The 20,699-nt window shown below is 72.7% G+C and carries 19 protein-coding genes; 10 read left to right on the top strand and 9 right to left on the bottom strand.

Features of this window, described 5'->3' with window-relative positions; translation table 11 throughout:
• Positions 1-31: 31 nt before the first annotated feature.
• Positions 32-742: a phytanoyl-CoA dioxygenase family protein gene (locus tag ABTX81_RS13570; protein ID WP_350544084.1), complete on the bottom strand. Its 711-nt coding sequence runs from the start codon at positions 740-742 to the stop codon at positions 32-34.
• A 10-nt stretch (positions 743-752) separates the two neighbouring features.
• Positions 753-1,286 carry an ATP-binding protein gene (locus ABTX81_RS13565; RefSeq protein ID WP_350544081.1) on the bottom strand — a complete coding sequence of 178 codons (534 nt, stop codon included), beginning with the start codon at positions 1,284-1,286 and terminating at the stop codon, positions 753-755.
• A gap of 224 nt (positions 1,287-1,510) precedes the next feature.
• Here ABTX81_RS13565 and ABTX81_RS13560 point away from each other — a divergent pair, with 224 nt between their 5' ends.
• Positions 1,511-2,782: an NsdA family TPR-like regulatory protein gene (locus ABTX81_RS13560; RefSeq protein WP_350544078.1), complete on the top strand. Its 1,272-nt coding sequence runs from the start codon at positions 1,511-1,513 to the stop codon at positions 2,780-2,782.
• A 211-nt stretch (positions 2,783-2,993) separates the two neighbouring features.
• Here the strand turns inward: ABTX81_RS13560 and ABTX81_RS13555 are convergent, their stop codons facing one another.
• Both ABTX81_RS13555 and ABTX81_RS13550 read right to left on the bottom strand, forming a co-directional pair.
• Positions 2,994-3,221 (bottom strand): DUF397 domain-containing protein, encoded by a 228-nt coding sequence (locus ABTX81_RS13555; RefSeq protein WP_350544076.1) that lies wholly within the window; start codon positions 3,219-3,221, stop codon positions 2,994-2,996.
• A complete protein-coding gene (locus ABTX81_RS13550) occupies positions 3,218-4,093 on the bottom strand; it encodes a helix-turn-helix domain-containing protein (protein WP_350544073.1) in 876 nt (291 codons plus the stop codon). Before ABTX81_RS13550 ends, ABTX81_RS13555 begins: the two co-directional genes overlap by 4 nt.
• Before the next feature lie 179 nt (positions 4,094-4,272).
• Here ABTX81_RS13550 and ABTX81_RS13545 point away from each other — a divergent pair, with 179 nt between their 5' ends.
• Together ABTX81_RS13545 and ABTX81_RS13540 are read left to right on the top strand one after the other, a co-directional pair.
• On the top strand, positions 4,273-4,704 hold the full coding sequence (locus ABTX81_RS13545; protein WP_350544070.1) for an ATP-binding protein: 432 nt from the start codon (positions 4,273-4,275) through the stop codon (positions 4,702-4,704).
• A complete protein-coding gene (locus tag ABTX81_RS13540; protein WP_350544068.1) occupies positions 4,688-5,350 on the top strand; it encodes a hypothetical protein in 663 nt (220 codons plus the stop codon). Before ABTX81_RS13545 ends, ABTX81_RS13540 begins: the two co-directional genes overlap by 17 nt.
• A gap of 2 nt (positions 5,351-5,352) precedes the next feature.
• On the opposite strand, the gene ABTX81_RS13535 is transcribed toward ABTX81_RS13540, so the two are convergent.
• On the bottom strand, positions 5,353-6,681 hold the full coding sequence (locus ABTX81_RS13535; protein WP_350544065.1) for a DUF2252 domain-containing protein: 1,329 nt from the start codon (positions 6,679-6,681) through the stop codon (positions 5,353-5,355).
• 188 nt (positions 6,682-6,869) lie between these two features.
• Here ABTX81_RS13535 and dnaE point away from each other — a divergent pair, with 188 nt between their 5' ends.
• Positions 6,870-10,415: a DNA polymerase III subunit alpha gene (gene dnaE, locus ABTX81_RS13530; RefSeq protein WP_350544063.1), complete on the top strand. Its 3,546-nt coding sequence runs from the start codon at positions 6,870-6,872 to the stop codon at positions 10,413-10,415.
• 59 nt (positions 10,416-10,474) lie between these two features.
• Here dnaE and ABTX81_RS13525 read toward each other — a convergent pair whose 3' ends face one another.
• The gene (locus tag ABTX81_RS13525) at positions 10,475-11,362 is read right to left on the bottom strand and encodes a LysR family transcriptional regulator (RefSeq protein ID WP_350544060.1); all 888 of its coding nucleotides are present in this window, start codon (positions 11,360-11,362) and stop codon (positions 10,475-10,477) included.
• Between the two features lie 72 nt (positions 11,363-11,434).
• Here ABTX81_RS13525 and ABTX81_RS13520 point away from each other — a divergent pair, with 72 nt between their 5' ends.
• The 6 genes from ABTX81_RS13520 to ABTX81_RS13495 all read left to right on the top strand — a co-directional run bounded on the left by ABTX81_RS13520 (position 11,435) and on the right by ABTX81_RS13495 (position 17,669).
• A complete protein-coding gene (locus ABTX81_RS13520) occupies positions 11,435-12,325 on the top strand; it encodes a dihydrodipicolinate synthase family protein (RefSeq protein ID WP_350544057.1) in 891 nt (296 codons plus the stop codon).
• Positions 12,326-12,423: 98 nt separating this feature from the next.
• Positions 12,424-13,452, top strand: a complete 1,029-nt coding sequence (locus ABTX81_RS13515) for an aspartate-semialdehyde dehydrogenase (RefSeq protein ID WP_350544054.1) — start codon at positions 12,424-12,426, stop codon at positions 13,450-13,452.
• Positions 13,453-13,692: 240 nt separating this feature from the next.
• Positions 13,693-14,964, top strand: a complete 1,272-nt coding sequence (locus tag ABTX81_RS13510) for an NYN domain-containing protein (RefSeq protein WP_350544052.1) — start codon at positions 13,693-13,695, stop codon at positions 14,962-14,964.
• 79 nt (positions 14,965-15,043) lie between these two features.
• Positions 15,044-16,042: an ABC transporter ATP-binding protein gene (locus tag ABTX81_RS13505; protein ID WP_350544049.1), complete on the top strand. Its 999-nt coding sequence runs from the start codon at positions 15,044-15,046 to the stop codon at positions 16,040-16,042.
• Positions 16,039-16,851: an ABC transporter permease gene (locus ABTX81_RS13500; RefSeq protein WP_350544047.1), complete on the top strand. Its 813-nt coding sequence runs from the start codon at positions 16,039-16,041 to the stop codon at positions 16,849-16,851. Before ABTX81_RS13505 ends, ABTX81_RS13500 begins: the two co-directional genes overlap by 4 nt.
• Positions 16,852-16,910: 59 nt before the next feature.
• Positions 16,911-17,669: a hypothetical protein gene (locus ABTX81_RS13495; protein ID WP_350544045.1), complete on the top strand. Its 759-nt coding sequence runs from the start codon at positions 16,911-16,913 to the stop codon at positions 17,667-17,669.
• Positions 17,670-17,803: 134 nt separating this feature from the next.
• Here ABTX81_RS13495 and ybaK read toward each other — a convergent pair whose 3' ends face one another.
• The 3 genes from ybaK to ABTX81_RS13480 all read right to left on the bottom strand — a co-directional run bounded on the left by ybaK (position 17,804) and on the right by ABTX81_RS13480 (position 20,695).
• Positions 17,804-18,298, bottom strand: a complete 495-nt coding sequence (gene ybaK, locus ABTX81_RS13490) for a Cys-tRNA(Pro) deacylase (RefSeq protein ID WP_350544042.1) — start codon at positions 18,296-18,298, stop codon at positions 17,804-17,806.
• Between the two features lie 13 nt (positions 18,299-18,311).
• Positions 18,312-19,040 carry an LON peptidase substrate-binding domain-containing protein gene (locus tag ABTX81_RS13485; protein ID WP_350544040.1) on the bottom strand — a complete coding sequence of 243 codons (729 nt, stop codon included), beginning with the start codon at positions 19,038-19,040 and terminating at the stop codon, positions 18,312-18,314.
• A gap of 74 nt (positions 19,041-19,114) precedes the next feature.
• On the bottom strand, positions 19,115-20,695 hold the full coding sequence (locus ABTX81_RS13480) for an oxidoreductase (RefSeq protein WP_350544038.1): 1,581 nt from the start codon (positions 20,693-20,695) through the stop codon (positions 19,115-19,117).
• Between the last annotated feature and the right edge of the window lie 4 nt (positions 20,696-20,699).

Below are 20,699 nucleotides of genomic sequence, written 5' to 3'. Positions count from 1 at the left end.
TCTCGGTGGGGTGTGGATCCCTTGGGTGGTGCTACCAGCTCGTCCCGGTGACCGGGTCCAGGCTGGGGCTCTGGGGGTCGCGGCGGCGGATGCCGCCCGGCGCGACGTAGCGGACGTTCAGGCCCACGCGGGCGCCGTCGCCGGCGTTGGTGGTGGAGCGGTGCAGCAGGCGGCTGTCCATCAGCAGGGCGGACCCGGCCGGCAGGGGCAGTGCGGTCGAGGCGTCGGCGGTGAAGCCGGTCGCCTGGTCGGCCCGGCCGCGTTCGGCGCCGTGCTCGGCCTCGGAGGAGAACGGCAGGTGGCCGAAGTGCTGGGAGCCGACCACGGCGTGCAGGCAGCCGTTGTCGAGGGTGGCGTCGCTGAGGGCCAGCCACGCGGAGACGGAGTGGTCGGGGTCGAGTTCGACGCGGGCGTCGATGCCGTCCTGGTGCCAGGGGATCTCGAACGCCCGGTGCGGCCACTTCACCACGAGGAACGTGTTCTCCACCGCGATGTCCGGGCCGATCGCTTCCCGGACGGCCGCCACCAGTCGGGGGGCGCGAACGGCGGCGCGGGCCCACTCGGCGCTCAGGTGCGGGTTGCGGACGATCTCCCGCCGCTGGGCGCGGTGCTCGGCGACGAGCTGGGTGGCGCGGGCGCGGGCCGCCGCGGGGGTGGACCACTCGATGCCGGTCCGCAGTCCGCGGCGGCCGAGGATGCCGTCGGCACTGGTCGTGCTGGTCATCGAGGCTGGTCCCTTCATGACGGGGTTGCTACCGGGCGGGGACGGCGGGTCTGGTGGTCCCGGAGTGGTGCGGCGTCCGTATCGGCGGCCGGCCACGGCGGCCGAGCGAGCGGAGAGCGGCCCGGACAGCGCGGCGCGGACCGGCGAGGATCTGGCGCCGGGTCACCGGCTGGTCGGGCAGGGCCAGCTCGGCCCAGACCCGCTTGCCCTGCTCGGTCCGCTCCGCTCCGTGGGCCACGGCCAGGTGCTCGACCAGTTCCAGGCCCCGGCCGCTTTCCGCGTCCGCGCCGGCCCGGCGCCGCCGGGGCAGGGCGGTCGAGCCGTCGTAGACCTCGACCAGGGCCCGCCGCTGCCGGACGTTCGTGTGGACAGCGACGGTGAGCATCGGCCGGCAGGAGTGCTGTACGGCGTTGGCCACCAGCTCGGAGGTGACCGTGTCGAGCGCGAGCCGGGAGTCCTCGTCGAGCCGGACGCCCCAGTCGACGACGCGGGCCCGTACCCTGCGGCGGGCGATGGGCACGGAGACCGGGTCTCTGGCGAGGAAGAAGACATGGGAGTGCATGACCACGAGGAGGGACCCTTCGGAGGGGTCGGGCTGCCGGGAAGCGTGGGAGGACCGCGTGCTGGGAAGGCTCCAGCTTTGCCCGCTCGACCAGTTGGCTGATGAACAGTCAACTCCGTCCCGGCTACGACCTCTGGTGCCAGGAAGGGGTGCATTTCCGCGCAGGGGGCCGCTTAGGGGGGCCAGGATCGGGCACTCGACAGGTGAATGCTTGGGGGACGGGCATGATGGCAGCAGACGGCATCGGCGCCCTGCTGAGGAACATCAGGGAAACCGCCGATCGCACCCGCGAGGAACAGGCTCAGCACCTGTGCCAGTTTCAAGGGGGCGAGTGGTTCGACCCCGAGAACCTGAAGCGGTGGGAGACCGAACGTCGTCTCCCGGTCCCGAGGTGGCACCAACTGCTGGCCGACGGATACGGACAGACGGTCGAGGAGATCGTCCGTGCGGTGGGGGTATCCAGGCGCTGGCGCAGGCAGCAGCAGGCGGCCGGCAGCGGAGGGAAGGACGGCAAGGACGTGAAGCGGCGGCAGTTCCTCGGCGTGGCGGCGGCGGCGACCGGATCGGTCGCCCTGCCCGGCATCGCGGAGGCCAGACAGGGCATCAACGCCGGGCTGTCCGGTTCCGACGCCGGCGACCTCGCCTACCTGGACGGGGCGTTCGAGCGCCACCGCGGCGGCTACCACGGACGCCCTCCCGGCGCCGTCCTCGCCCACATGCGCGAGGACCTCGACCTTCTGCGGGACGTCCTGGGACGGCCACACCCCGCCGCCACCAGGGCGGACCTCGCCCGCACCGCCGCCGGGATCACCGGCCTGGTGGCGATCATCCAGCACGACCGCGGCGACCAGCGCGACGCGCACGGCTGGTTCGCCACTGCCGAACAGGCCGCCCGTGAGTCCGGCGACCGGCACATGCTCGCCTGGGTCCTGGCCAGGCACGCGATGGTGCCCCTCAACTACGGCGCCCCGAACACCGCCGCCGAGCTGGCCGTCCGCGCCCGCACCGAGGCCGGCCGGACCCCCACAGCCGCGGCGGCCTTGGCCGCCGCCGTCACCGCGCGCGCCCTCGCCGCCGTCGGCGACCGGCAGGGCGCACTGCGCGCGGTCACCGACGCCCGCACCGTCGCCGGGCAATTGGACACCGCCCAGTCCGCCGACACCTGGTTCGGCTACCCCCTCCAGAAGCACCACGTCCACCTCTCCCAGGCGTTCACCCTCCTGGGACAGACCCGCGAGGCGTACGCCGAACAGGAAGCCGCCCTCGCCCTCACCCGCTCACCCTCCGTGATGACCAGGGCCCTGCTGGCGATGGACACCGCGATCTGCCTCAACACCGACGGCGATTCCGCTGCCGCAGCCGCCATGGCCGTGGACGTGTGGGAACAACTTCCGCAGGCGTACCGTGACGGACTGGTCCGTACGCGAGCGGAGAGCCTCCACCAAGCGCTGTCCGGCTCGGCACACGCCCGACTCGGCGAGGCGCTGGCCAGCTGACAACCGCCAACAGCGAATCCGGTACGAGTGGGGCCCGGAGGAGTCCCCGTCGGGCGGTACATGATCGTGTGCTCGAACAGGATCTGGTCGGGGCTTCCGTGCCCGGTCGAAAGCGCCGGTTCACCTTGAGCCCTGCAGCGGCCCAGAGGGGACCCGGCCGCCTTCGTCGTGTGCGACGAAGGCGGCCGGATTGTGCGTGTGTGGGGCGGACTCAGCGCAGGTGGTCGAAGGCACCGAACTTCGCGCCGTCGAGGAGGGCGCCGATCTCGGCGCGGGTGTAGACGAGCGGGGCCTGCGTGGGGTTCTTGGAGTCGCGGATGGCGACGTACCGGCCAACGGCGCCGAACTCCACGCAGTTGTCACTGCCGCCACTGAACGGGGACTTCTCCCAGGTGACGTCGGAGAAGTCGATCTCGGCGGGGTCGGGCTTGTTGGTCACGTGCGGTTCTCCTTGAGCATGCTGGTCAGATAAGCATGGGTCTCCGGTGGGCCGAGGGCGCGAGCACGCAGGTGATCGAACACTTCCGTGTAATGGGTCACCTCTTCAACGCCTTCGAAGTACACCGAGTTGGGGCCATTTTCCATCCACACGACCTCTGGATTGGGGTCGGGGAAGCCCATCAGGACGAACGGGCCGTCCAGCCCTGGGTGGAAACCGGCGCTGAAGGGCAGGAGCTGCACGGTGATGTTCGTCTCGGTCATCATCTGAAGTAGATGCTCAAGCTGGCCATCGAGCACGGCCGGGTCCGGGACCCTGCGGAAGGCCGCTTCGTCGATCACCGCCCACAACTTGATGGCGTTGTCGCCCGCCAGCAGCTCGCGGCGGCCCATCCGAACCTGCACCAGCGCTTCGACCTGGTGCGGGTCGAGGTCGAAGCGCATGTTGCCGATCACCTGGCGCGCATACTCCTCGGTCTGCAGAAGACCGGGCACGAGTTCAGTCTCGTAGGTCCGGAGGGAGTCTGCGCTGGACTCCAAGGCGAGGTAGCCGCCGTACTTCGTCGTGTTGATGACGGCGGAGTACTTCTTCCACCACGGCTGTCGCTGCGCCGCGTCGGCGCGGACCAGGTCGAGGACGTCCTCGCGGGCTGCGGGATCGGTTATGCCGTAGCAGTCCAGAAGGGCCTTGGCCAGCACCGGGGTTGTGCCGCGGTCCCCGGTCTCGATGCGGCTCAGCGAGCCCTGGCTGACCTCCACTATGGCGGACACCTCGGTCAGAGTCAGGCCAGCCTGACTCCTCAACTCCTTGAAGCGGGCGGAGAGCTGACGTCGGTACACCGATGGTGGGGCTGGGTTCCTCTTCCATGCCATGGCAGCAGTGTGCCATCCGGAGACGGCTGGGTAACCCACAAGGGGGAAATATTTGATGGGAATATTGCCCACTCGATGACCTTGGGGGCATGGTGCTCGATGTGGCGAATTGCGATGGGCCGGATACGGCTTCTGGTTCGCCTTGCCTCCTTCGTGTGTGATCTCACAGGAGTGACTCGATGCTGCTCACCAAGAGCGAATCCCGGCAGGTCTCGTGGCTCGTCCCGTCGCGGGAGGAGGCTGTCTGCTATGTCCGGCACAGGGCGGTTGCGGAGATCGGGGCTTGGGTCTCCGAGCTGGGCGACCTCCTTGAGGTCGAGCTGGTTGTCACCGAGCTGGTGACCAATGCGATCACGCATGCCAGTGGGCTTGTGGTTGGTATCTCCCTTCGGATGGATCCGCCGGGGGCGGTGGAGATTCGGGTCAGCGACTCCCACCCGGGGTTCTTCGGCGGGCGGGTTCGGGGCGATCGCGACGAACATGGGCGGGGGCTGGGCCTGGTGAGGCGGCTGTCGCGGTGCTGGTGGTGGGAGCCATTGCCAGAGGGGAAGGTGGTGTGCGCGCTGGTGGATTTGGGCGGGGGAGGATGGGGGTGTGACGAGGATGAGTGATGGGCGGTATGCGCCGGCGGGGTCGTTGATCGGGATGGTGCAGCGGGGGCGGGGGCTCGGGGCGCGGATGGTGGCCGAGGATCCGCGGGGGACCGCCGAGGTGGTCGAGGCGTGCGTCCGGTGGGACTGGCGGTGGGACGAGGCCGATCAGCGGGCCCTCTATCTGGCGCGGTTGGTGCGGGATACCGGGGTCGGGGTGGAGGTCGCCGCGGAGGCCGAGGGGCGGCGGCACGAGGAGGGCGCGGACGTCGAGGGGGACGTCGAGGCGCTGGTGGGGCGGCTGGAGCGGGACTGGGTGGAGAAGCGGTGGTGCGGGCCGGTGCACACCGCGCGGGCTCTGGCCGGGTTCGGGACGGAGGCCAGGGGCGCGGTGTCGTTGCTCCGGCGGTTCTGGTTGTGGACGCCGCATTCGCACGAGCGGGTGGGGTACCTGGAGGCGTTGGCGGCCATTGAGCCGGCGGGGTTGGACGGGATCTATGCGGAGTGTCTCTGGGACTGTGAGGAGGCCGCGCGGTTGATGGGGGTGGAGCGGGCTCCGGACGGGGTGGAGGTGAGGGGGAGGTTGGAGTACCTCCGAGATGACCTGCTGGAGGCGGAGGCGGTCAGGGCCGCCGCCGGGGAGCGGCTGGCGGCCCTGACAAGGTAGGGCTACAGGCCCGGGATGCGGTTGTTGCGGTAGAGGTCGACGAAGAGCTGGTGGTCGGCGCGGGCGCGGGCGCCGTAGGTGTGGGCGAAGTCGACGAGCATCTGCGTGAAGCCGGCCTCGTCGCGGGCGATGGCCTCGTGGATGGCGTGCTCCGTGGAGAACGGGACCAGGGTGTGGCCGCTGGAGGACTCGTCGGCGGCGGCGTGCATGGTCGCTGTGGCGCGGCCCAGGTACTCGGTCACCGTCAGCAGGTCGGGCAGTTCGTTGAGGTCGCGCCAGTCGAGGTCGGTGGCGTACGGGGACACCTCGGCGACCAGCTGGCCGCGGCCGCGCAGGGTGGTGTAGCCGAGCCAGGGGTCGCTGTGGGACTGGAGGGCGCGCTGGGAGATCACCGTGCGGTGGCCCTCGTGCTCGAAGTAGCCGGCGATGGCGGGGTCGGTGACGTGGCGCGACACGGCGGGGGTCTGGCCCTGCTTCATGTAGATGATCACGTCGTTCTCAAGGGCGTCGGTGTGGCCTTCGAGGAGGACGTTGTAGGAGGGCAGGCCCGCCGATCCGATGCCGATGCCCCGGCGGCCGACCACGTCCTTGACCCGCAGGGCGGCCGGGCGGGTGCGGGAGGCCGGCGGCAGGGTGGCGAGGTACTCCTCGAAGGCGGCGAGGACCTCGGCCTTGGTGGGCTCGTCCAGCTCGATCGCGCCCCCGCCCAGGCGGAAGCGGCGGTCGTAGCCCTCGACCACGGTGTCGCCGTCCAGCAGCGAGACCCGGGTCCGCAGGCGGGCCTGCTGGAGGGTGGTGAGGATCGGGCCGCCGGTGGTGTCCAGGGTGTACGGGTCGGCGTCGCCCGAGGTGACGTGGGCCGAGATCCGGTGGCGGTACGCGTCGGCGAAGGAGGTGACCAGTTCGGTGATGGTCGCGTCGGAGAGCGCCTTGGCGTAGCCGATCAGCGCCAGCGAGGCGGCGAGGCGCTGGACGTCCCAGGTGAAGGCGCCGACGTAGGCCTCGTCGAAGTCGTTGACGTTGAAGACCAGGCGGCCCTCGGCGTTGAGGTAGGTGCCGAAGTTCTCCGCGTGCAGGTCGCCGTGGATCCAGACCCGGCTGGTGCGCTCGTCCAGGAAGGGCGCGCCGAAGGAATCGAACGGCGCGCTGGTGAGGTCGGCGTAGTAGAGGGCGGCGGTGCCCCGGTAGAAGGCGAACGCCGAGGCGGCCATCTTCCGGAACTTCACCCGGAAGGCCGCCGGGTCCTGGGCGAGGAGGTCGCCGAAGGCCGTGTCGAAGACGCCGAGTACGGCCTCGGCGCGGTCGGTGGCGGGGTGCGGCTGGTGCGACATTCGGGATCCTTCGGGCTCGGCGGGTGGCCGGGAACGGAGCTGCCCCAGGAGGCTAGAGTAGGAACGTGAACGTGTGAGTGCTGGTCCGGGCCCCGTCGGTGGCTCGGGCCGCAACTGTTTCCGGCACCTTCTGTGACCTGCGCGTTCGCCGGCCCACCTGCCAGCACCGAGCCTACGGAGGCCCCGCCTTGAGCGATCAGCCGTTCGCGCATCTGCACGTTCACACCGAGTACTCGATGCTGGACGGCGCCGCCCGGCTGAAGCAGATGTTCAAGGAGGTCGAGCGGCTGGGCCAGACCCATGTCGCGATGACCGACCACGGCAACATGTACGGCGCGGCCGAGTTCCACAAGCAGGCCACCGCCGCCGGCATCACCCCGGTGATCGGCATCGAGGCGTACGTCGCCCCGGAGTCCCGTTCGAACACCAAGCGCATCCTGTGGGGCCAGCCGCACCAGAAGAAGGACGACGTCTCGGCGTCCGGTGCCTACACCCACAAGACCATCTGGGCCCGGAACAAGGAGGGCCTGCACAACCTCTTCAAGCTGACCTCGCGCTCCTACTCCGAGGGCTGGCTGGTCAAGTGGCCCCGGATGGACAAGGAGCTGATCTCCGAGCTGTCCGGCGGCCTGATGGCCACCACCGGCTGCCCCTCCGGCGAGCTGCAGACCCGGCTGCGCCTCGGCCAGTTCGACGAGGCGCTGCGGTCGGCCGCCGAGTACCAGGAGATCTTCGGCAAGGACAACTACTTCCTGGAGCTGATGGACCACGGCCTCGACATCGAGAAGCGGGTCCGCGACGGGCTGATCGAGATCGGGAGGAAGCTCGGCATCCCGCCGGTCGTCACCAACGACTCGCACTACACCACCGAGGCCGACGCCGGAGCCCACGACCTGCTGCTCTGCGTGCAGACCGGCAAGAACCTCTCCGATCCGGACCGCTTCCGGTTCGACGGCACCGGCTACTACATCAAGTCGGCCGCCGAGATGTACGCCCTGGACCAGTCGGACGCCTGGCAGGAGGGCTGCCGCAACAGCCAGCTGCTGGTGGCCTCGCGGGTCGACACCGAGGGCATGTTCCAGTTCCGCAACCTGATGCCGCGCTTCCCGATCCCGGAGGGCTTCGAGTCCGAGGCGGACTTCTTCAAGTCCAAGGTCTGGGAGGGCATGGACTGGCGCTTCCCGAACGGGTACGACGAGGAGCACCGCAAGCTCGCCGAGTACGAGATGGACACCATCATCCAGATGGGGTTCCCGGCGTACTTCCTCGTGGTCGCCGACTTCATCATGTGGGCGAAGAGCCAGGGCATCGCGGTGGGCCCCGGCCGTGGTTCGGCGGCCGGCTCGCTGGTCGCGTACGCCATGGGCATCACCGACCTCGACCCGATCCCGCACGGCCTGATCTTCGAGCGCTTCCTCAACCCCGAGCGCATCTCCATGCCCGATGTCGACATCGACTTCGACGAGCGCCGGCGCGGTGACGTGATCCGGTACGTGACGGAGAAGTGGGGGTCCGACAAGGTCGCCATGATCGTCACCTACGGCACCATCAAGGCGAAGGCCGCCATCAAGGACTCCTCGCGGGTCCTCGGCTACCCCTACGCGATGGGCGACCGGATCACCAAGGCGATGCCGCCGGACGTCATGGGCAAGGGCATCCCGCTGTCCGGCATCACCGACAGCAGCCACCCGCGCTACAGCGAGGCCGGCGAGATCCGCGGGCTGTACGAGACCGACCCCGACGTGCGCAAGGTGATCGACACCGCGCGCGGCATCGAGGGTCTGATCCGCCAGCCCGGTGTGCACGCGGCCGGCGTCATCATGTCCGCCGAGCCGCTGACCGACCACATCCCGGTCTGGACCCGGCACACCGACGGCGTCACCATCACGCAGTTCGACTACCCCACCTGTGAGGGCCTCGGCCTCCTCAAGATGGACTTCCTCGGCCTGCGCAACCTGACGATCATGGACGACGCCGTCAAGGCGATCGAGAAGAACAAGGGCGTCAAGATCAACCTTCTTGAGCTGCCCCTGGACGACAAGCCGACCTACGAACTGCTGGCGCGCGGCGACACGCTCGGCGTCTTCCAGCTCGACGGCGGCCCCATGCGCTCGCTGCTGCGCCTGATGAAGCCCGACAACTTCGAGGACATCTCCGCGGTGCTGGCGCTGTACCGGCCCGGTCCGATGGGCGTCAACTCGCACACCAACTACGCGCTGCGCAAGAACGGCCAGCAGGAGATCACCCCGATCCACCCGGAGCTGGAGAAGCCCCTGGAGGAGGTGCTCCGGCCCACCTACGGCCTGATCGTCTACCAGGAGCAGGTGCAGAAGGCCGCGCAGATCCTGGCCGGCTACTCGCTCGGCCAGGCCGACCTGCTGCGCCGCGCGATGGGCAAGAAGAAGAAGGAGATCCTGGAGGCCGAGTTCGTCCCGTTCCAGAAGGGCTGCCGGGAGCGCGGCTACTCGGACGCGGCGATCCAGGCGGTGTGGGACGTCCTCGTCCCCTTCTCCGGCTACGCGTTCAACAAGGCGCACACGGCGGGCTACGGCCTGGTCTCGTACTGGACGGCGTACCTCAAGGCCAACTACCCGGCCGAGTACATGTCCGGCCTGCTGACCTCGGTGAAGGACGACAAGGACAAGTCGGCCGTCTACCTCAACGAGTGCCGCAAGATGGGCATCAACGTCCTGCCGCCGGACGTCAACGAGTCGGACGCGGACTTCACCCCGCACGGTGACACCACCGTCCGGTTCGGCCTGACCGCCATCCGCAACGTCGGCGGCCCGGTCGTGGAGTCGATGATCCGGACCCGCAGGACCAAGGGGAAGTTCTCCTCCTTCCCGGACTTCCTGGAGAAGGTGGAGTCGGTGGTCTGCAACAAGCGGACCGTCGAATCGCTGATCAAGGCCGGTTCCTTCGACTCGCTCGGGCACACCCGCAAGGGCCTGACCGCGCAGTTCGAGCCGATGATCGACAACGTCGTCGGCATCAAGCGCAAGGAGGCCGAGGGGCAGTTCGACCTCTTCGGCGGCGACACGGCGAGCGACGAACCGAGCTTCGGGCTGGACGTGGTCTTCTCCGAGGACGAGTGGGAGAAGTCCTTCCTGCTCACCCAGGAACGGGAGATGCTCGGCCTGTACGTCTCCTCGCACCCGCTGCACGGCATCGAGCACGTGCTCGCCGACAAGGCGGACTGCGCGGTCGCGGACCTCGCCGAGCGCCCGGACGGGACGATCGTCACCATCGGCGGCATCATCTCGGGCCTCCAGCGGAAGATGACCAAGCAGGGCAACGCCTGGGCGATCGCCACGGTCGAGGACCTCGCGGGCTCGATCGACTGCATGTTCTTCCCGGCCAGCTACCAGTTGGTCTCCTCGCAGCTGGTCGAGGACGCGGTGGTGTTCGTCCGCGGCAAGCTGGACAAGCGGGAGGACGTGCCGCGGCTGATGGGGATGGAGCTGACGGTTCCGGACCTGTCGAACGCGCACGCCGAGGCTCCGATCATCATCAACATCCCGAGCGGGAAGGTGACGCCCCCGCTGGTGGCGCGCCTCGGCGAGGTGTTGAGCAGCCACCGGGGGACCACCGAGGTGCGGGTCCGGCTGGAGGCGCGGAGCAGGACGACGGTGCTGCGGCTCGACCGGCACCGGGTGAAGTCGGATCCGGCGCTGTTCGGGGACCTGAAGCAGCTGCTCGGCCCGAGCTGCCTGGCGGGCAACGGGGCGGGCTGACCCCGGGAGCGGGTCCTGCCGGCGGGCGCCCGCACCCGGTCGGGTGCGGGCGCTCCCCGCTACGCGGAGTTGCGCAGCGGGGCCGGGACGGCGGTGTGCAGGGCGGAGACGAAGGCGGAGATCGCCGGGTGGGCGCCGGCGCCGGCGCGGAAGGCGGTCCGGGTGCGGCGGTACATCGGCAGCCGGGTGAGGACGACCCCCGGCGGGGGCCGGTCGATGCCGAGGTGGGGGACCAGCGCCACCCCCTGGCCGGCCGCGACCAGGGCGAGCACGGTGGCGAAGTCGTCGATCTGGTGGCGGATCCGGGGCGCGAAGCCCGCGGCCTCGCAGGCCCGGACGGCCATGCTGTGGCACAGGGTGCCCGGCGGGGCGAGGATCCACGGCTCGGCGCGCTGGTCGGCCACGGCGCCGGGGACGCGGGCCGCCAGGTACATCGGCTCGGTGAAGATCGGCCGGGTCACCGCCAGGCCGGGCTCCGGATCGGCGGGCACCAGGTCGTACTCGTGCACCAGCGCCACGTCCAGCTCGCCCGCGCGCAGCGCCGCCGCGACCTCGGCCGGGTCGACCTCGGTGACCATCGGCTCCAGCCCCGGGTGCCAGCCGGCCAGTTCGGCGAGGACGGCGGGGATGATCGCGCGGGCGGCCGACGGGTAGGTGCCGATCCGCAGCGGGCCGGCCAGCCCCTCGCGGGCGTGGGCCAGTTCGGCGTCCGCCTGCTCCAGCCGCTCCAGCACGGCCTCGGCGTGCCGGACCAGGTTGCGCCCGGCCGGGGTGAGGGCGACCCGGCGGCCGGTGCGCTCCAGCAGCGGGACACCGGCCTCCTTCTCCAGGACGGACAGCTGCTGGGAGACCGCCGAAGGGCTGAAGCTGAGCGCCTCGGCGACGGCGGCGATGGTGCCGAGGTGGGCGAGTTCGCGCAGCAGGCGCAGGCGTCGGACGTCGAGCATCGGCTCAGCTTACGAGAAGCTTCGGAAACATGAACTGGACCTGCGGGATCGATGGACCCGAGGATCGTGGGCATGGAACTCAAGGGCATTCACGTCCCGCTGGTCACCCCGTTCGCGGCCGACGGCTCGGTGGCGCTGGACGCGCTGGAGAAGCTGGCCGGCTCGGTGCTCGACGAGGGCGCGGCCGGGCTGGTCGCGCTCGGCACCACCGGCGAGCCGGCCGCGCTGAGCGCGGACGAGCGGCGCGCGGTCACCGAGGTCTGCGCGGCGGTCTGCGCGGCGCGCGGCGTGCCGCTGCTGGTCGGCGCGGGCGGGCCGGGCACCGCCGCGGCCGCCGAGGAGCTGGCCGCCCTGGCCGGGCGGGTGCCCGGGGTGGCGGGCGCGCTGGTCACCGTGCCGTCCTTCGTCCGGCCGGGTGAGGCCGGGACGGTGGCGCACTTCCGGGCGCTGGCCGAGGCCAGTTCGGTACCGCTGGTCGTCTACCACATCCCGTACCGGACCGGGCAGGCGCTGTCGGGCGCCGCGCTGCTGGAGCTGGCCGCGCTGCCGAACGTGGTGGGCGTCAAGTACGCGACCGGCGGGGTGGACCAGGCGGCGGTGGAGCTGCTGGCCGCCGCGCCGGCCGGGTTCTCGGTGCTGGGCGGGGACGACGCCGTCCTGGCGCCGCTGCTGGCGCTGGGCGCGGACGGCGGCATCCTGGCCTCCGCGCACCTGGCCACCGCGCGCTTCGTCGAGCTGGCCGGGGCGTGGCGCTCCGGGGACGTGGCGCGCGCCCGGGAGCTGGGCCACCGGCTGACCGCGCTGGCGGTGGCGGCCTTCGCCGCGCCGAACCCGGCGGTGGTCAAGGGCGTGCTGCACGCGCAGGGACGGATCCCGACGCCGGACGTCCGGCTGCCGCTGCTGCCGGCCGGGCCGGCGGAGGTCGCGGCGGCGCTGGAACTCACCAGTGGTCTGGACCACTGAGGACCACAGGATGGAATGCCGGGCCGTTCGGTGCCCTTGACAAGGCATGATGGGCGGAGTGCGGCTGTGAGTAGCGAGAGTCAAAGAGGAGTAGTCGGATGAAGATCGGCATTGTCGGGGCCACCGGCCAGGTGGGCGGCGTGGTCCGCGAGATCCTGGCCCAGCGCGACCTTCCGGTGGAGCGGCTGCGGCTGTTCGCCTCGGCCCGCTCGGCCGGGCGCACGCTGCCCTGGAAGGGCACCGAGGTCACCGTCGAGGACGCGGCCACGGCCGACTACACCGGCCTGGACATCGTGATCTTCTCGGCCGGCGGCGCCACCTCCAAGGCGCTCGCCCCCAAGGTCGCCGCCGCCGGCGCCGTCGTCATCGACAACTCCTCCGCCTGGCGCCGCGACCCCGAGGTCCCGCTGGTCGTCTCCGAGGTCAACCCCGAGGCGATCGCCGACCGCCCCAAGGGCATCATCGCCAACCCGAACTGCACCACGATGGCCGCCATGCCGGTGCTGCGCCCGCTGCACGAGGAGGCCGGTCTCGCCGCCCTCGTCGTCTCCACCTACCAGGCCGTCTCCGGCAGCGGCGTGGCCGGCGTGGCCGAGCTGCGGGACCAGGCCGCCAAGGTCGTGGACGGCGCCGCCGCCCTCGCCCACGACGGCTCGGCGGTCGAGTTCCCCGAGCCCAAGGTCTACCGGCGCCCGATCGCCTTCAACGTGGTGCCGCTGGCCGGCGCGATCGTCGAGGACGGCTCCAACGAGACCGACGAGGAGCAGAAGCTCCGCCACGAGAGCCGCAAGATCCTCGGCATCCCCGGGCTGAAGGTGGCCGGCACCTGCGTGCGCGTCCCGGTCTTCTCCGGCCACTCGCTGCAGATCAACGCCCGCTTCGAGCGCCCGATCAGCCCCGAGCGCGCGGTCGAGCTGCTCACCGGCGCCCCCGGCGTCGAGCTGAGCGAGATCCCCACCCCGCTCCAGGCCGCCGGCCAGGACCCGAGCTACGTCGGCCGCATCCGCGTCGACGAGACGGTGGAGAACGGCCTGTCGCTGTTCGTCTCCAACGACAACCTGCGCAAGGGCGCCGCGCTCAACGCCGTCCAGCTGGCCGAGCTGGTCGCCGCCGAGCTCAAGGGCTGAGCCGCCGCAGACCCTTCGAGGGCCCCCGTCCGGGAACGGACGGGGGCCCTCGCGCCATGTGCGGGAAAGCGGCAGGTGCCGAGGTTCGGCGGGCGGATCCCGGGGAAAAAGCTGACCCAACGATCGGGCGGCTGCGGGACCCCCTCACCCCACGCCGCCCGGACCCCGGCGCTGCGCGCCCCCAGGCACCGTCGGACCCGGCGGAGCCCCACCCCGAGGGCGAGCGGAAAGAGGTGCGCGATGGACCGCTGTGTCGTCCTGGTGGACGCCGGATACCTGCTGGGCGCCGCCGCCAGCCTGCTCGCCGGTGACCCGTCCCGCTCCAAGGTCACCGTCGACCACATCGCGCTGATCGCCGCCCTGCGCGAGCGCGCCGAGGCCGAGACCGGCCTGCCGCTGCTGCGGATCTACTGGTTCGACGCCGCGCCCGAGCGTCGCCCGATGCCCGAGCACCGGCGGCTGCGCGTGCTGCCCCGGGTCACCGTCCGGCTCGGCGCGCTCACCCGGGCGGAGGGCCGCTGGGTGCAGAAGGGCGTCGACGCCGCGATGCACGCCGAACTCTCCGAACTCGCCCGCAACCGGGCCTGCGCCGATGTCGTGCTGATCACCGGCGACGGCGACCTGCTGCCCGGCATGATGTCCGCCAAGGAGCACGGCGTCGTCGTCCACCTCTGGGCGCTGCAGGCCGCCGACGGCGACTTCAACCAGTCCGAGGACCTGGTCGGCGAGGCCGACGAGCGGCGGGTGCTGGACCGCGAGTGGATCGAGGGATCGTTCAGCCTGCGCGACACCTCCAGCGTCTTCCCCAGCCCCGGCGCCCGGCACGACATCGCCAAGATCCTCGCCGCCCCGCCCGCCGCGCCCCCCGCCACCCTGCCGGCCCCGCTGCCCGCGGCCCAGGTGCCCGACGAACCCGCGGCCGTCGCCGCCTCCGCCGCCCCCGCCGTCAACGGGAGCAGCCCCCAGCCGGCCGCCGCCGGGCTGAAGGTCGTCCCCACCCCCAAGGACCTCGCCGGGCGCAGCGCCGACCGGCAGGCCGCGGTCGCCCAGCAGCAGAACGGCCAGCAGCACGGCGGGGCGCCGCAGACCGGCCCGGTGCTGCGCTGGTCCTCCGACCGGGGCTGGATCGACCGGCCCGTCACCGAGCCCGCCGTCACCGCCGGCGACGGCCTGCCCACCCTCGCCCAGGTCACCACCGCCGAACAGCGCTGGGCCGACCGCGAGGAGGACATCACCTCCATCGGCGGCGACGCCCACGAGGTCGGCCAGGTCTTCGCCCGCCGCTGGACCAGCCGGATCGGCGACGCCGAACGGCTCACCGTGCTGTGGCCCGGCTACCCGCGCATCCCGCACCGGGTCGACGGCGAGCTGCTGCGCTACGCCGCCCGCTTCGGGCTGCTGGCGCACAAGGACGACCAGATCGACGAGCACGACCGGTACGCGATCCGGGCGGGCTTCTGGAAGGAACTCGCCGCCCGGGTCCCCGGCGGGGACCTGGTCGTCGACGACTGACCGGGCCGGAGGGGCCGGAGGGGCCCGGGGGAGGCCCCGTTGTCCGGTTCGCCCGTTGCACCGCGTAGAGTCTTCGGTCGTGAGTGAGACGGCCGGGCGGGCACCCCAGGAGACCTCGCCGTGCTGTGCCGTACGCGACCTGGTCCGGACGTACCGCGCCGGGCGCGGCGCCTCCGCCACCGAGATCCGGGCCAACGACGGCATCACCCTGACCGTCCGGCAGGGTGAGATCTTCGGCCTGCTCGGACCCAACGGCGCCGGCAAGTCCACCCTGGTCCGCCAGCTCACCGGACTGCTGCGGCCGGACTCCGGCAGCATCGAGATCCTCGGCCACGACGTGGTCCGGCACCCCGAACGGGCCGCCCGGCTGCTCGGCTACCTCGGCCAGGAGTCCACCGCGCTCGACGAGCTGACCGTCGCCCTCGCCGCCGAGACCACCGGACGGCTGCGCGGCCTGAGCCGGGCCGCGGCCCGCGCCGCCGCCGACGAGGTGATCACCGAACTCGGCCTGGAGCCGCTCGCCCAGCGGCCGCTCGCCAAGCTCTCCGGTGGCCAGCGCCGGCTCGCCTGCTTCGCCGCCGCCCTGGTCGGCGACCGGCCGCTGCTCGTCCTCGACGAGCCCACCACCGGCATGGACCCGGTCGCCCGGCGGTCCGTCTGGTCGGCGGTCGAACGCCGCCGGGCCGAGCGCTCCGCCACCGTGCTGCTGGTCACCCACAACGTGATCGAGGCGGAGACCGTGCTGGACCGGGTCGCCGTGGTCGACGACGGCCGGGTGATCGCCTGCGACACCCCCGGCGGCCTCAAGGCGCTGGTCGACGGCGACGTCCGGCTCGACCTGGTCTGGCGCGACGAGGCGCCGCTGGCCGTCCCCGCGGTGGCGGCGCTCGCCGAACGGGCCGAGCGCACCGGCCGCCGCTGGACCGTCCGCACCACCCCCGAGCAGGCCCGCGAACTGGTCGCCGCCGTCACCACCGGCCCGGCCTTCGCCGCCCTGGACGACTTCACCCTGGCCACCCCGAGTCTTGAGGACGCCTACCTCAAGCTGGGCGGCCGCCACGGAGGACTGGCCAAGTGACGCTGCTCTCGGCACCGCCGCGGACCACCCCGGACGCGGCCGGCGGGCCCGCCCCGCTGGCTCCCGCCGCCCGGCTTCTGCCCGCGCTCGCCGCGGTCTACCGGGCGCAGCTCGCCCGGGCCCGGGTGGCGCGGATCCCGCTGCTGTTCGTGGCCACCTTCCAGTCGCTCGGCATCCTGGTGATGATGCGGGGCGTCGTCGACGCCGGGCAGACCTCGGCCGCCCGGTACGTGGTGTCCGGCTCCAGCGTGCTGGTGGTCGCCTTCGTGGCGCTCAACCTGCTCGCCCAGTACTTCGGCCGGCTGCGGGCCAGCGGCGGGCTGGACCACTACGCGACGCTGCCGGTGCCGGCCGCCTCGGTGGTGCTCGGCTCGGCCGCCGCCTTCGCCTCGTTCACCCTGCCCGGGACGCTGGTCACGGCGGGGGTCGGCGCGGTGATGTTCGGGCTGCCGCTCGGGCAGCTGTGGGTGCTGCTCGCGGTGGTGCCGCTGGCCGGCGCGGCGCTCTCCGGGCTCGGCGCCGCCTGCGGGCTGCTCGCGCCCAAGCAGGAGATCGCCACCATGCTCGGGCAGCTGGGCATGTCGGCGGCGCTGCTGCTCGGCGTCCTGCCGGTGGACCACCTGCCGCAGCCGGTGCTGTGGCTGCGCGACCTGCTGCCGTCCACCTACGCCGTGGAGGCGTTCGCCCGGACGTTCCAGCCGTCGCCCGACTGGGCGGCCGTGGTCGGGGACCTCGCGGTGTGCGCGGGGGTGGGCGTGGTGTCGCTGGCCGTCGCCACCTGGGCGTACCGGCGGGCGACCCGGCGGTAGGGCGTGGGGTCGGTGGGTGGCCGGGCCGCGGGGAGCACGACCGTGAAACGATGGGGGGCGTGACCGTACCGAACACACCTCCGGACCCCGCGGACGCCGCTCCGGCGGACGCCGTGCCCGCTCCGAACGCCGCGCGCGATCCGTACGCACTGCCGCCGGGGCCGGACCTGGTGAACGGGAAGCCGCGGCCGGCGGAGCCGGTGGCGCAGCGGCTGCTGCCCGAGCTGAGGATCGGGGCGGCCACGGTGCTGGCCTGTCTGGTGCTGGGGGTCGTGATGGGTGCGCTGTGGGCCTGGCTGGCGCCCAAGGTGCCGCTGGTGGTCGACGGCAACAAGATCCTCTACGGGGACCCGGAGGGGGAGCAGCGGGCCGGGGCCGACAGCGTGTTCGTGCTGATCGGGCTGGGGATGGGGATCGTGACCGCGCTGGGGGCCTTCCTGGTCACCCGCAAGCGGGGCGGCGGGATCGCGGTGGCGGTCGGACTGGCGGTCGGCGGACTGCTGGCGTCGGTGGGGGCGTGGGGGCTCGGGCGGTGGCTCGGGCCGGGCCGCGACCTGGTCGCGGAGGCACGGCGGGTCGGGAACGGCGGGCACTTCCAGGCGGACATCGACCTCGGGGCGTACGGCGCGGTGCTGGCGTGGCCGATGGCGGCGATGGTGCTGCTGCTGGCGCTGTCGGCGGCGTTCGGGAAGCGGGAGGAGGACCCGCCGCCGTACTGGGTGCCGGGGCCTCCGGCCGCGGACGCGGGGGCGCCGGCTCCGGGGCCGGCTCCGGCTGCTCCGGCTCCGGCTCCGGTGGAGGACCGGCGCGAGGGCTGAGCGGGGTTCGGACGGATGGGCGGGGGCTCGGGTCGCGGGGACGGTGCGGCTGCGGGCCTTCCGTCGCGCGCAGATCCGCCCCCAGGCTCCGGCCGGGGGTGCCCCCGGCGCCCCTGACGTGTGTGGGGCGGGGGTCAGCGGGCGATGGGGGCGGTGCGGGCGTTGGTGAGGGTGATGAGGTGGGTGGGGGAGAGTTCGACTTCCAGGCCGCGGCGGCCGGCGGAGACGTAGACGGTGGGGTGGGTGAGGGCGCTGGCGTCGACGACGGTGCGCAGGGGGCGGCGCTGGCCGAGCGGGGAGATGCCGCCGAGGACGTAGCCGCTGCTGCGTTCGGCGGCGGCCGGGTCGGCCATCGCGGCGCGCTTGCCGCCCACCGCCGCGGCCAGGGCCTTGAGGTCGAGCTGGCCGGCGACCGGGACGACGCCGACGGTCAGGACGCCGTCGACGTCGGCGACCAGGGTCTTGAAGACCCGCTCGGCCGGGACGCCCAGCGCCTCGGCGGCCTCGCCGCCGTAGGAGGCGGCGGCCGGGTCGTGCTCGTAGGAGTGGACGGTGAACGGCACGGCGGCGGTCTCCAGGGCGACCGTCGCGGGCGTGCCCTGGCCGCCCTTCTTCGGCTTCTTGGCCATGGGGGCTCCGCGATCAGTTGGGGCTGAAGGGCTGGCGGGTGAGGTTGGTGGCGGGCAGCGAGGGCAGCCAGCCGAGCACCGCCGTCTCGCGGCGCAGCAGGTCGAGCTCGGTGCGCAGCCGCTGGGCGTTGTCGGGGCAGGCCAGCAGCTGCTGCTTGAGCGGGACCTCCAGGACGGCGGCCGCGGCGACCAGGTAGGAGAGCACCTGCGGGTCCTCGGGCAGTTCCTGGCGGCCGACGGTGCTGGCCTCGCGGGCGCCGGCGAGCCGGCGCTGGTAGATGCGGAAGACCCGCTCGACCTCGGCGGCCAGCGCGCCGGAGCCCTCGCCGGTGCGCTCCTCGATGGGTTCGAGCTCGCCGACCAGGTACGGGCCGCCGACGTCGACCGACCGGAGCCAGAACCGGGTGGTGCCGGTGACCAGCAGCTCGTAGCGGCCGTCCGGCTGCAACTGGACGGAGGTGACGTCGGCCACGCAGCCGATGTGGTGGAGCGCCTCCAGCGGGTCGCCGGTGGCGGTGCCGAGGCCGTCCAGCGGGCCGGCCGGGCCGTCGTCGGGGCGGACCGGGGCGGTCTCGCGGCCGTCCTTGATGGCGAGCACGCCGAAGCGGCGCGGCTGGTCCTCGGGCTGTTCCAGCAGGTCGGCGACGAGACGGCGGTAGCGCTCCTCGAAGACGTTGAGGGGCATCACCAGGCCCGGGTAGAGCACCGTGTTCAGCGGGAAGAGCGGAAGCCGTTCTGTCACGGCGGACAGCGTAGTTCCCCGGCCCCGCCGGGCCTTCACGGCCCTGGCCGCGCCGGTGCCGCGCCGGTGCCGGGCTAGCCGCGCTGGAGCATCCGGCTGGCGCCGGCGGCGACCGTGGTGGCGAGCACCCAGCCGACGATGACCAGGCCGGAGGAGACCCACTGGGCGGTGCCGCCGGGGTTCCAGCCGCTCTGGCCGAGGTCGACGACGGGCAGCAGCTGGCCGAGCGCGTACAGCACCGGGTTCCAGTGCGGGCGCTCGTCGGACTTGAGCGGCTGGAGCCGGTGGGTGGCGAAGTAGAGGCTGCCGAGCGCCCAGGCGAGCAGCAGCCAGAGCGCCGCCCGGCCGGGGCGGAAGCCGTAGCCGACGGTGGCGTCCTGGACCCGGCCCCAGATCCGGGCCGGCAGCGGGAGGGTCTGCCGGCGGCGGCGCTGCTTGGCGTAGAGCACCGCGCGGGCGTCGTCGTCGGCGCCGTCGCGGCGCAGCGCGGCGGCGAGCTGCTCGTAGGACTCGGGCTGGAAGTCCACCGAGGCGCTCTCCAACCAGGCGATCCGCTGCTGGACGGTGAACGGCGCGGCCGGGCGCAGGCACTCGTAGGTGAAGCCGGTGAGGCCGAGGTGCCGGCCCCGCGGCCAGGCGTCGGGGGCGTCGACGAGGTTGCCGATCCGGGCGCGGGAGAGCGAGACGGTGCCGGTGGGCGCGGTGCGGCAGGTGAACCGCAGTTCGGGGGTCTGGATCCGGCGCAGGGCCAGTTCGTCGCCCTCGCCGAGGTGGAACTCGGCGCCGGAGATCAGGCAGGCGTTCTCGAACCGGCCGTCGGAGAGCCGGACCCGGCCGTACGCGCGGAACGGCGTGCTGTCGGCGTTCGGCGGGACGACCTGGCCGTAGCCGGAGCCGTAGTAGGACTGCGAGTCGGTCCAGCCGCGGTCGGCGGAGCTGCTGAGGTACAGCGTGTGGCCGACGGTCATGCGCGGGGCGTTGAGCGCGTTGGGGTTCTCCGGGACGGCCCGCAGCAGGGCCCCGCGCAGCGAGAGCCGGCCGCCGATCCTGGCGGTGCGCAGGCTGAGCTCGCCGGTGGCCTCCAGCCGTTCGGCCTCGAAGTCCTGGCTGACGGCGAGGCCGTCGGCGGACAGCGCCCGGCCGAACCGGTCGCCGCCCAGGACGGCCTGGTTGAGCAGCAGGTCGGTGCCGATCCGGGCGTCGGTGAGCCGGACGCCCTGCGGGACGCGGCAGCGGGCCAGGTGGAGGTCCCCGGAGGTGACCAGCCGGGAGGCCTCCAGCCGGGGGACCAGGCAGCCGACCAGGCGCAGGGTGCCGGCCTCGGCCTCGGACATCAGGATCTTCTGGTCGAAGCGGCAGTCGTGCAGTTCGACGTAGTGCCCGATGGTGCCGCCGGCCAGCCGCAGCGGCCCGGTGACCAGGGCGCCGGTCAGCTTGAGCGAGGCGACCCGGCCGGGGACGGCGGCGGGCCCGTCCAGCAGCAGCCGGGAGAGCACCTGGGCGCGGATCGTCCGCCCGGGGCCCCAGACGGCCCCGCCGAACGGATCGTCCTCGGCGGGGTCGCCGGTGCGCAGATCGTGGATCCGGCCGTGCCGGAACGCCTGCCAGAGCGCCTGCTCGGCGGCCGTCCAGTCGTCCGGTGCCCGATCCGTCATGGTT

Source organism: Kitasatospora sp. NPDC097605, assembly GCF_040302725.1.
In the GTDB taxonomy this organism is placed as follows: domain Bacteria; phylum Actinomycetota; class Actinomycetes; order Streptomycetales; family Streptomycetaceae; genus Kitasatospora.
Note: the sequence above shows the minus strand (reverse complement) of the source record. Positions and strands in the feature narration are given on the sequence as shown.

Coding starts and splice junctions, on each gene's coding strand:
- ybaK (WP_350544042.1), bottom strand. CDS start 18,298: ATGGCCAAGAAGCCGAAGAAGGGCGGCCAGGGCACGCCCGCGACGGTC.
- ABTX81_RS13520 (WP_350544057.1), top strand. CDS start 11,435: ATGGAACTCAAGGGCATTCACGTCCCGCTGGTCACCCCGTTCGCGGCC.
- ABTX81_RS13570 (WP_350544084.1), bottom strand. CDS start 742: ATGAAGGGACCAGCCTCGATGACCAGCACGACCAGTGCCGACGGCATC.
- ABTX81_RS13560 (WP_350544078.1), top strand. CDS start 1,511: ATGATGGCAGCAGACGGCATCGGCGCCCTGCTGAGGAACATCAGGGAA.
- ABTX81_RS13535 (WP_350544065.1), bottom strand. CDS start 6,681: ATGTCGCACCAGCCGCACCCCGCCACCGACCGCGCCGAGGCCGTACTC.
- ABTX81_RS13550 (WP_350544073.1), bottom strand. CDS start 4,093: ATGGCATGGAAGAGGAACCCAGCCCCACCATCGGTGTACCGACGTCAG.
- ABTX81_RS13480 (WP_350544038.1), bottom strand. CDS start 20,695: ATGACGGATCGGGCACCGGACGACTGGACGGCCGCCGAGCAGGCGCTC.
- ABTX81_RS13565 (WP_350544081.1), bottom strand. CDS start 1,286: ATGCACTCCCATGTCTTCTTCCTCGCCAGAGACCCGGTCTCCGTGCCC.
- ABTX81_RS13545 (WP_350544070.1), top strand. CDS start 4,273: ATGCTGCTCACCAAGAGCGAATCCCGGCAGGTCTCGTGGCTCGTCCCG.
- ABTX81_RS13525 (WP_350544060.1), bottom strand. CDS start 11,362: ATGCTCGACGTCCGACGCCTGCGCCTGCTGCGCGAACTCGCCCACCTC.
- ABTX81_RS13510 (WP_350544052.1), top strand. CDS start 13,693: ATGGACCGCTGTGTCGTCCTGGTGGACGCCGGATACCTGCTGGGCGCC.
- ABTX81_RS13515 (WP_350544054.1), top strand. CDS start 12,424: ATGAAGATCGGCATTGTCGGGGCCACCGGCCAGGTGGGCGGCGTGGTC.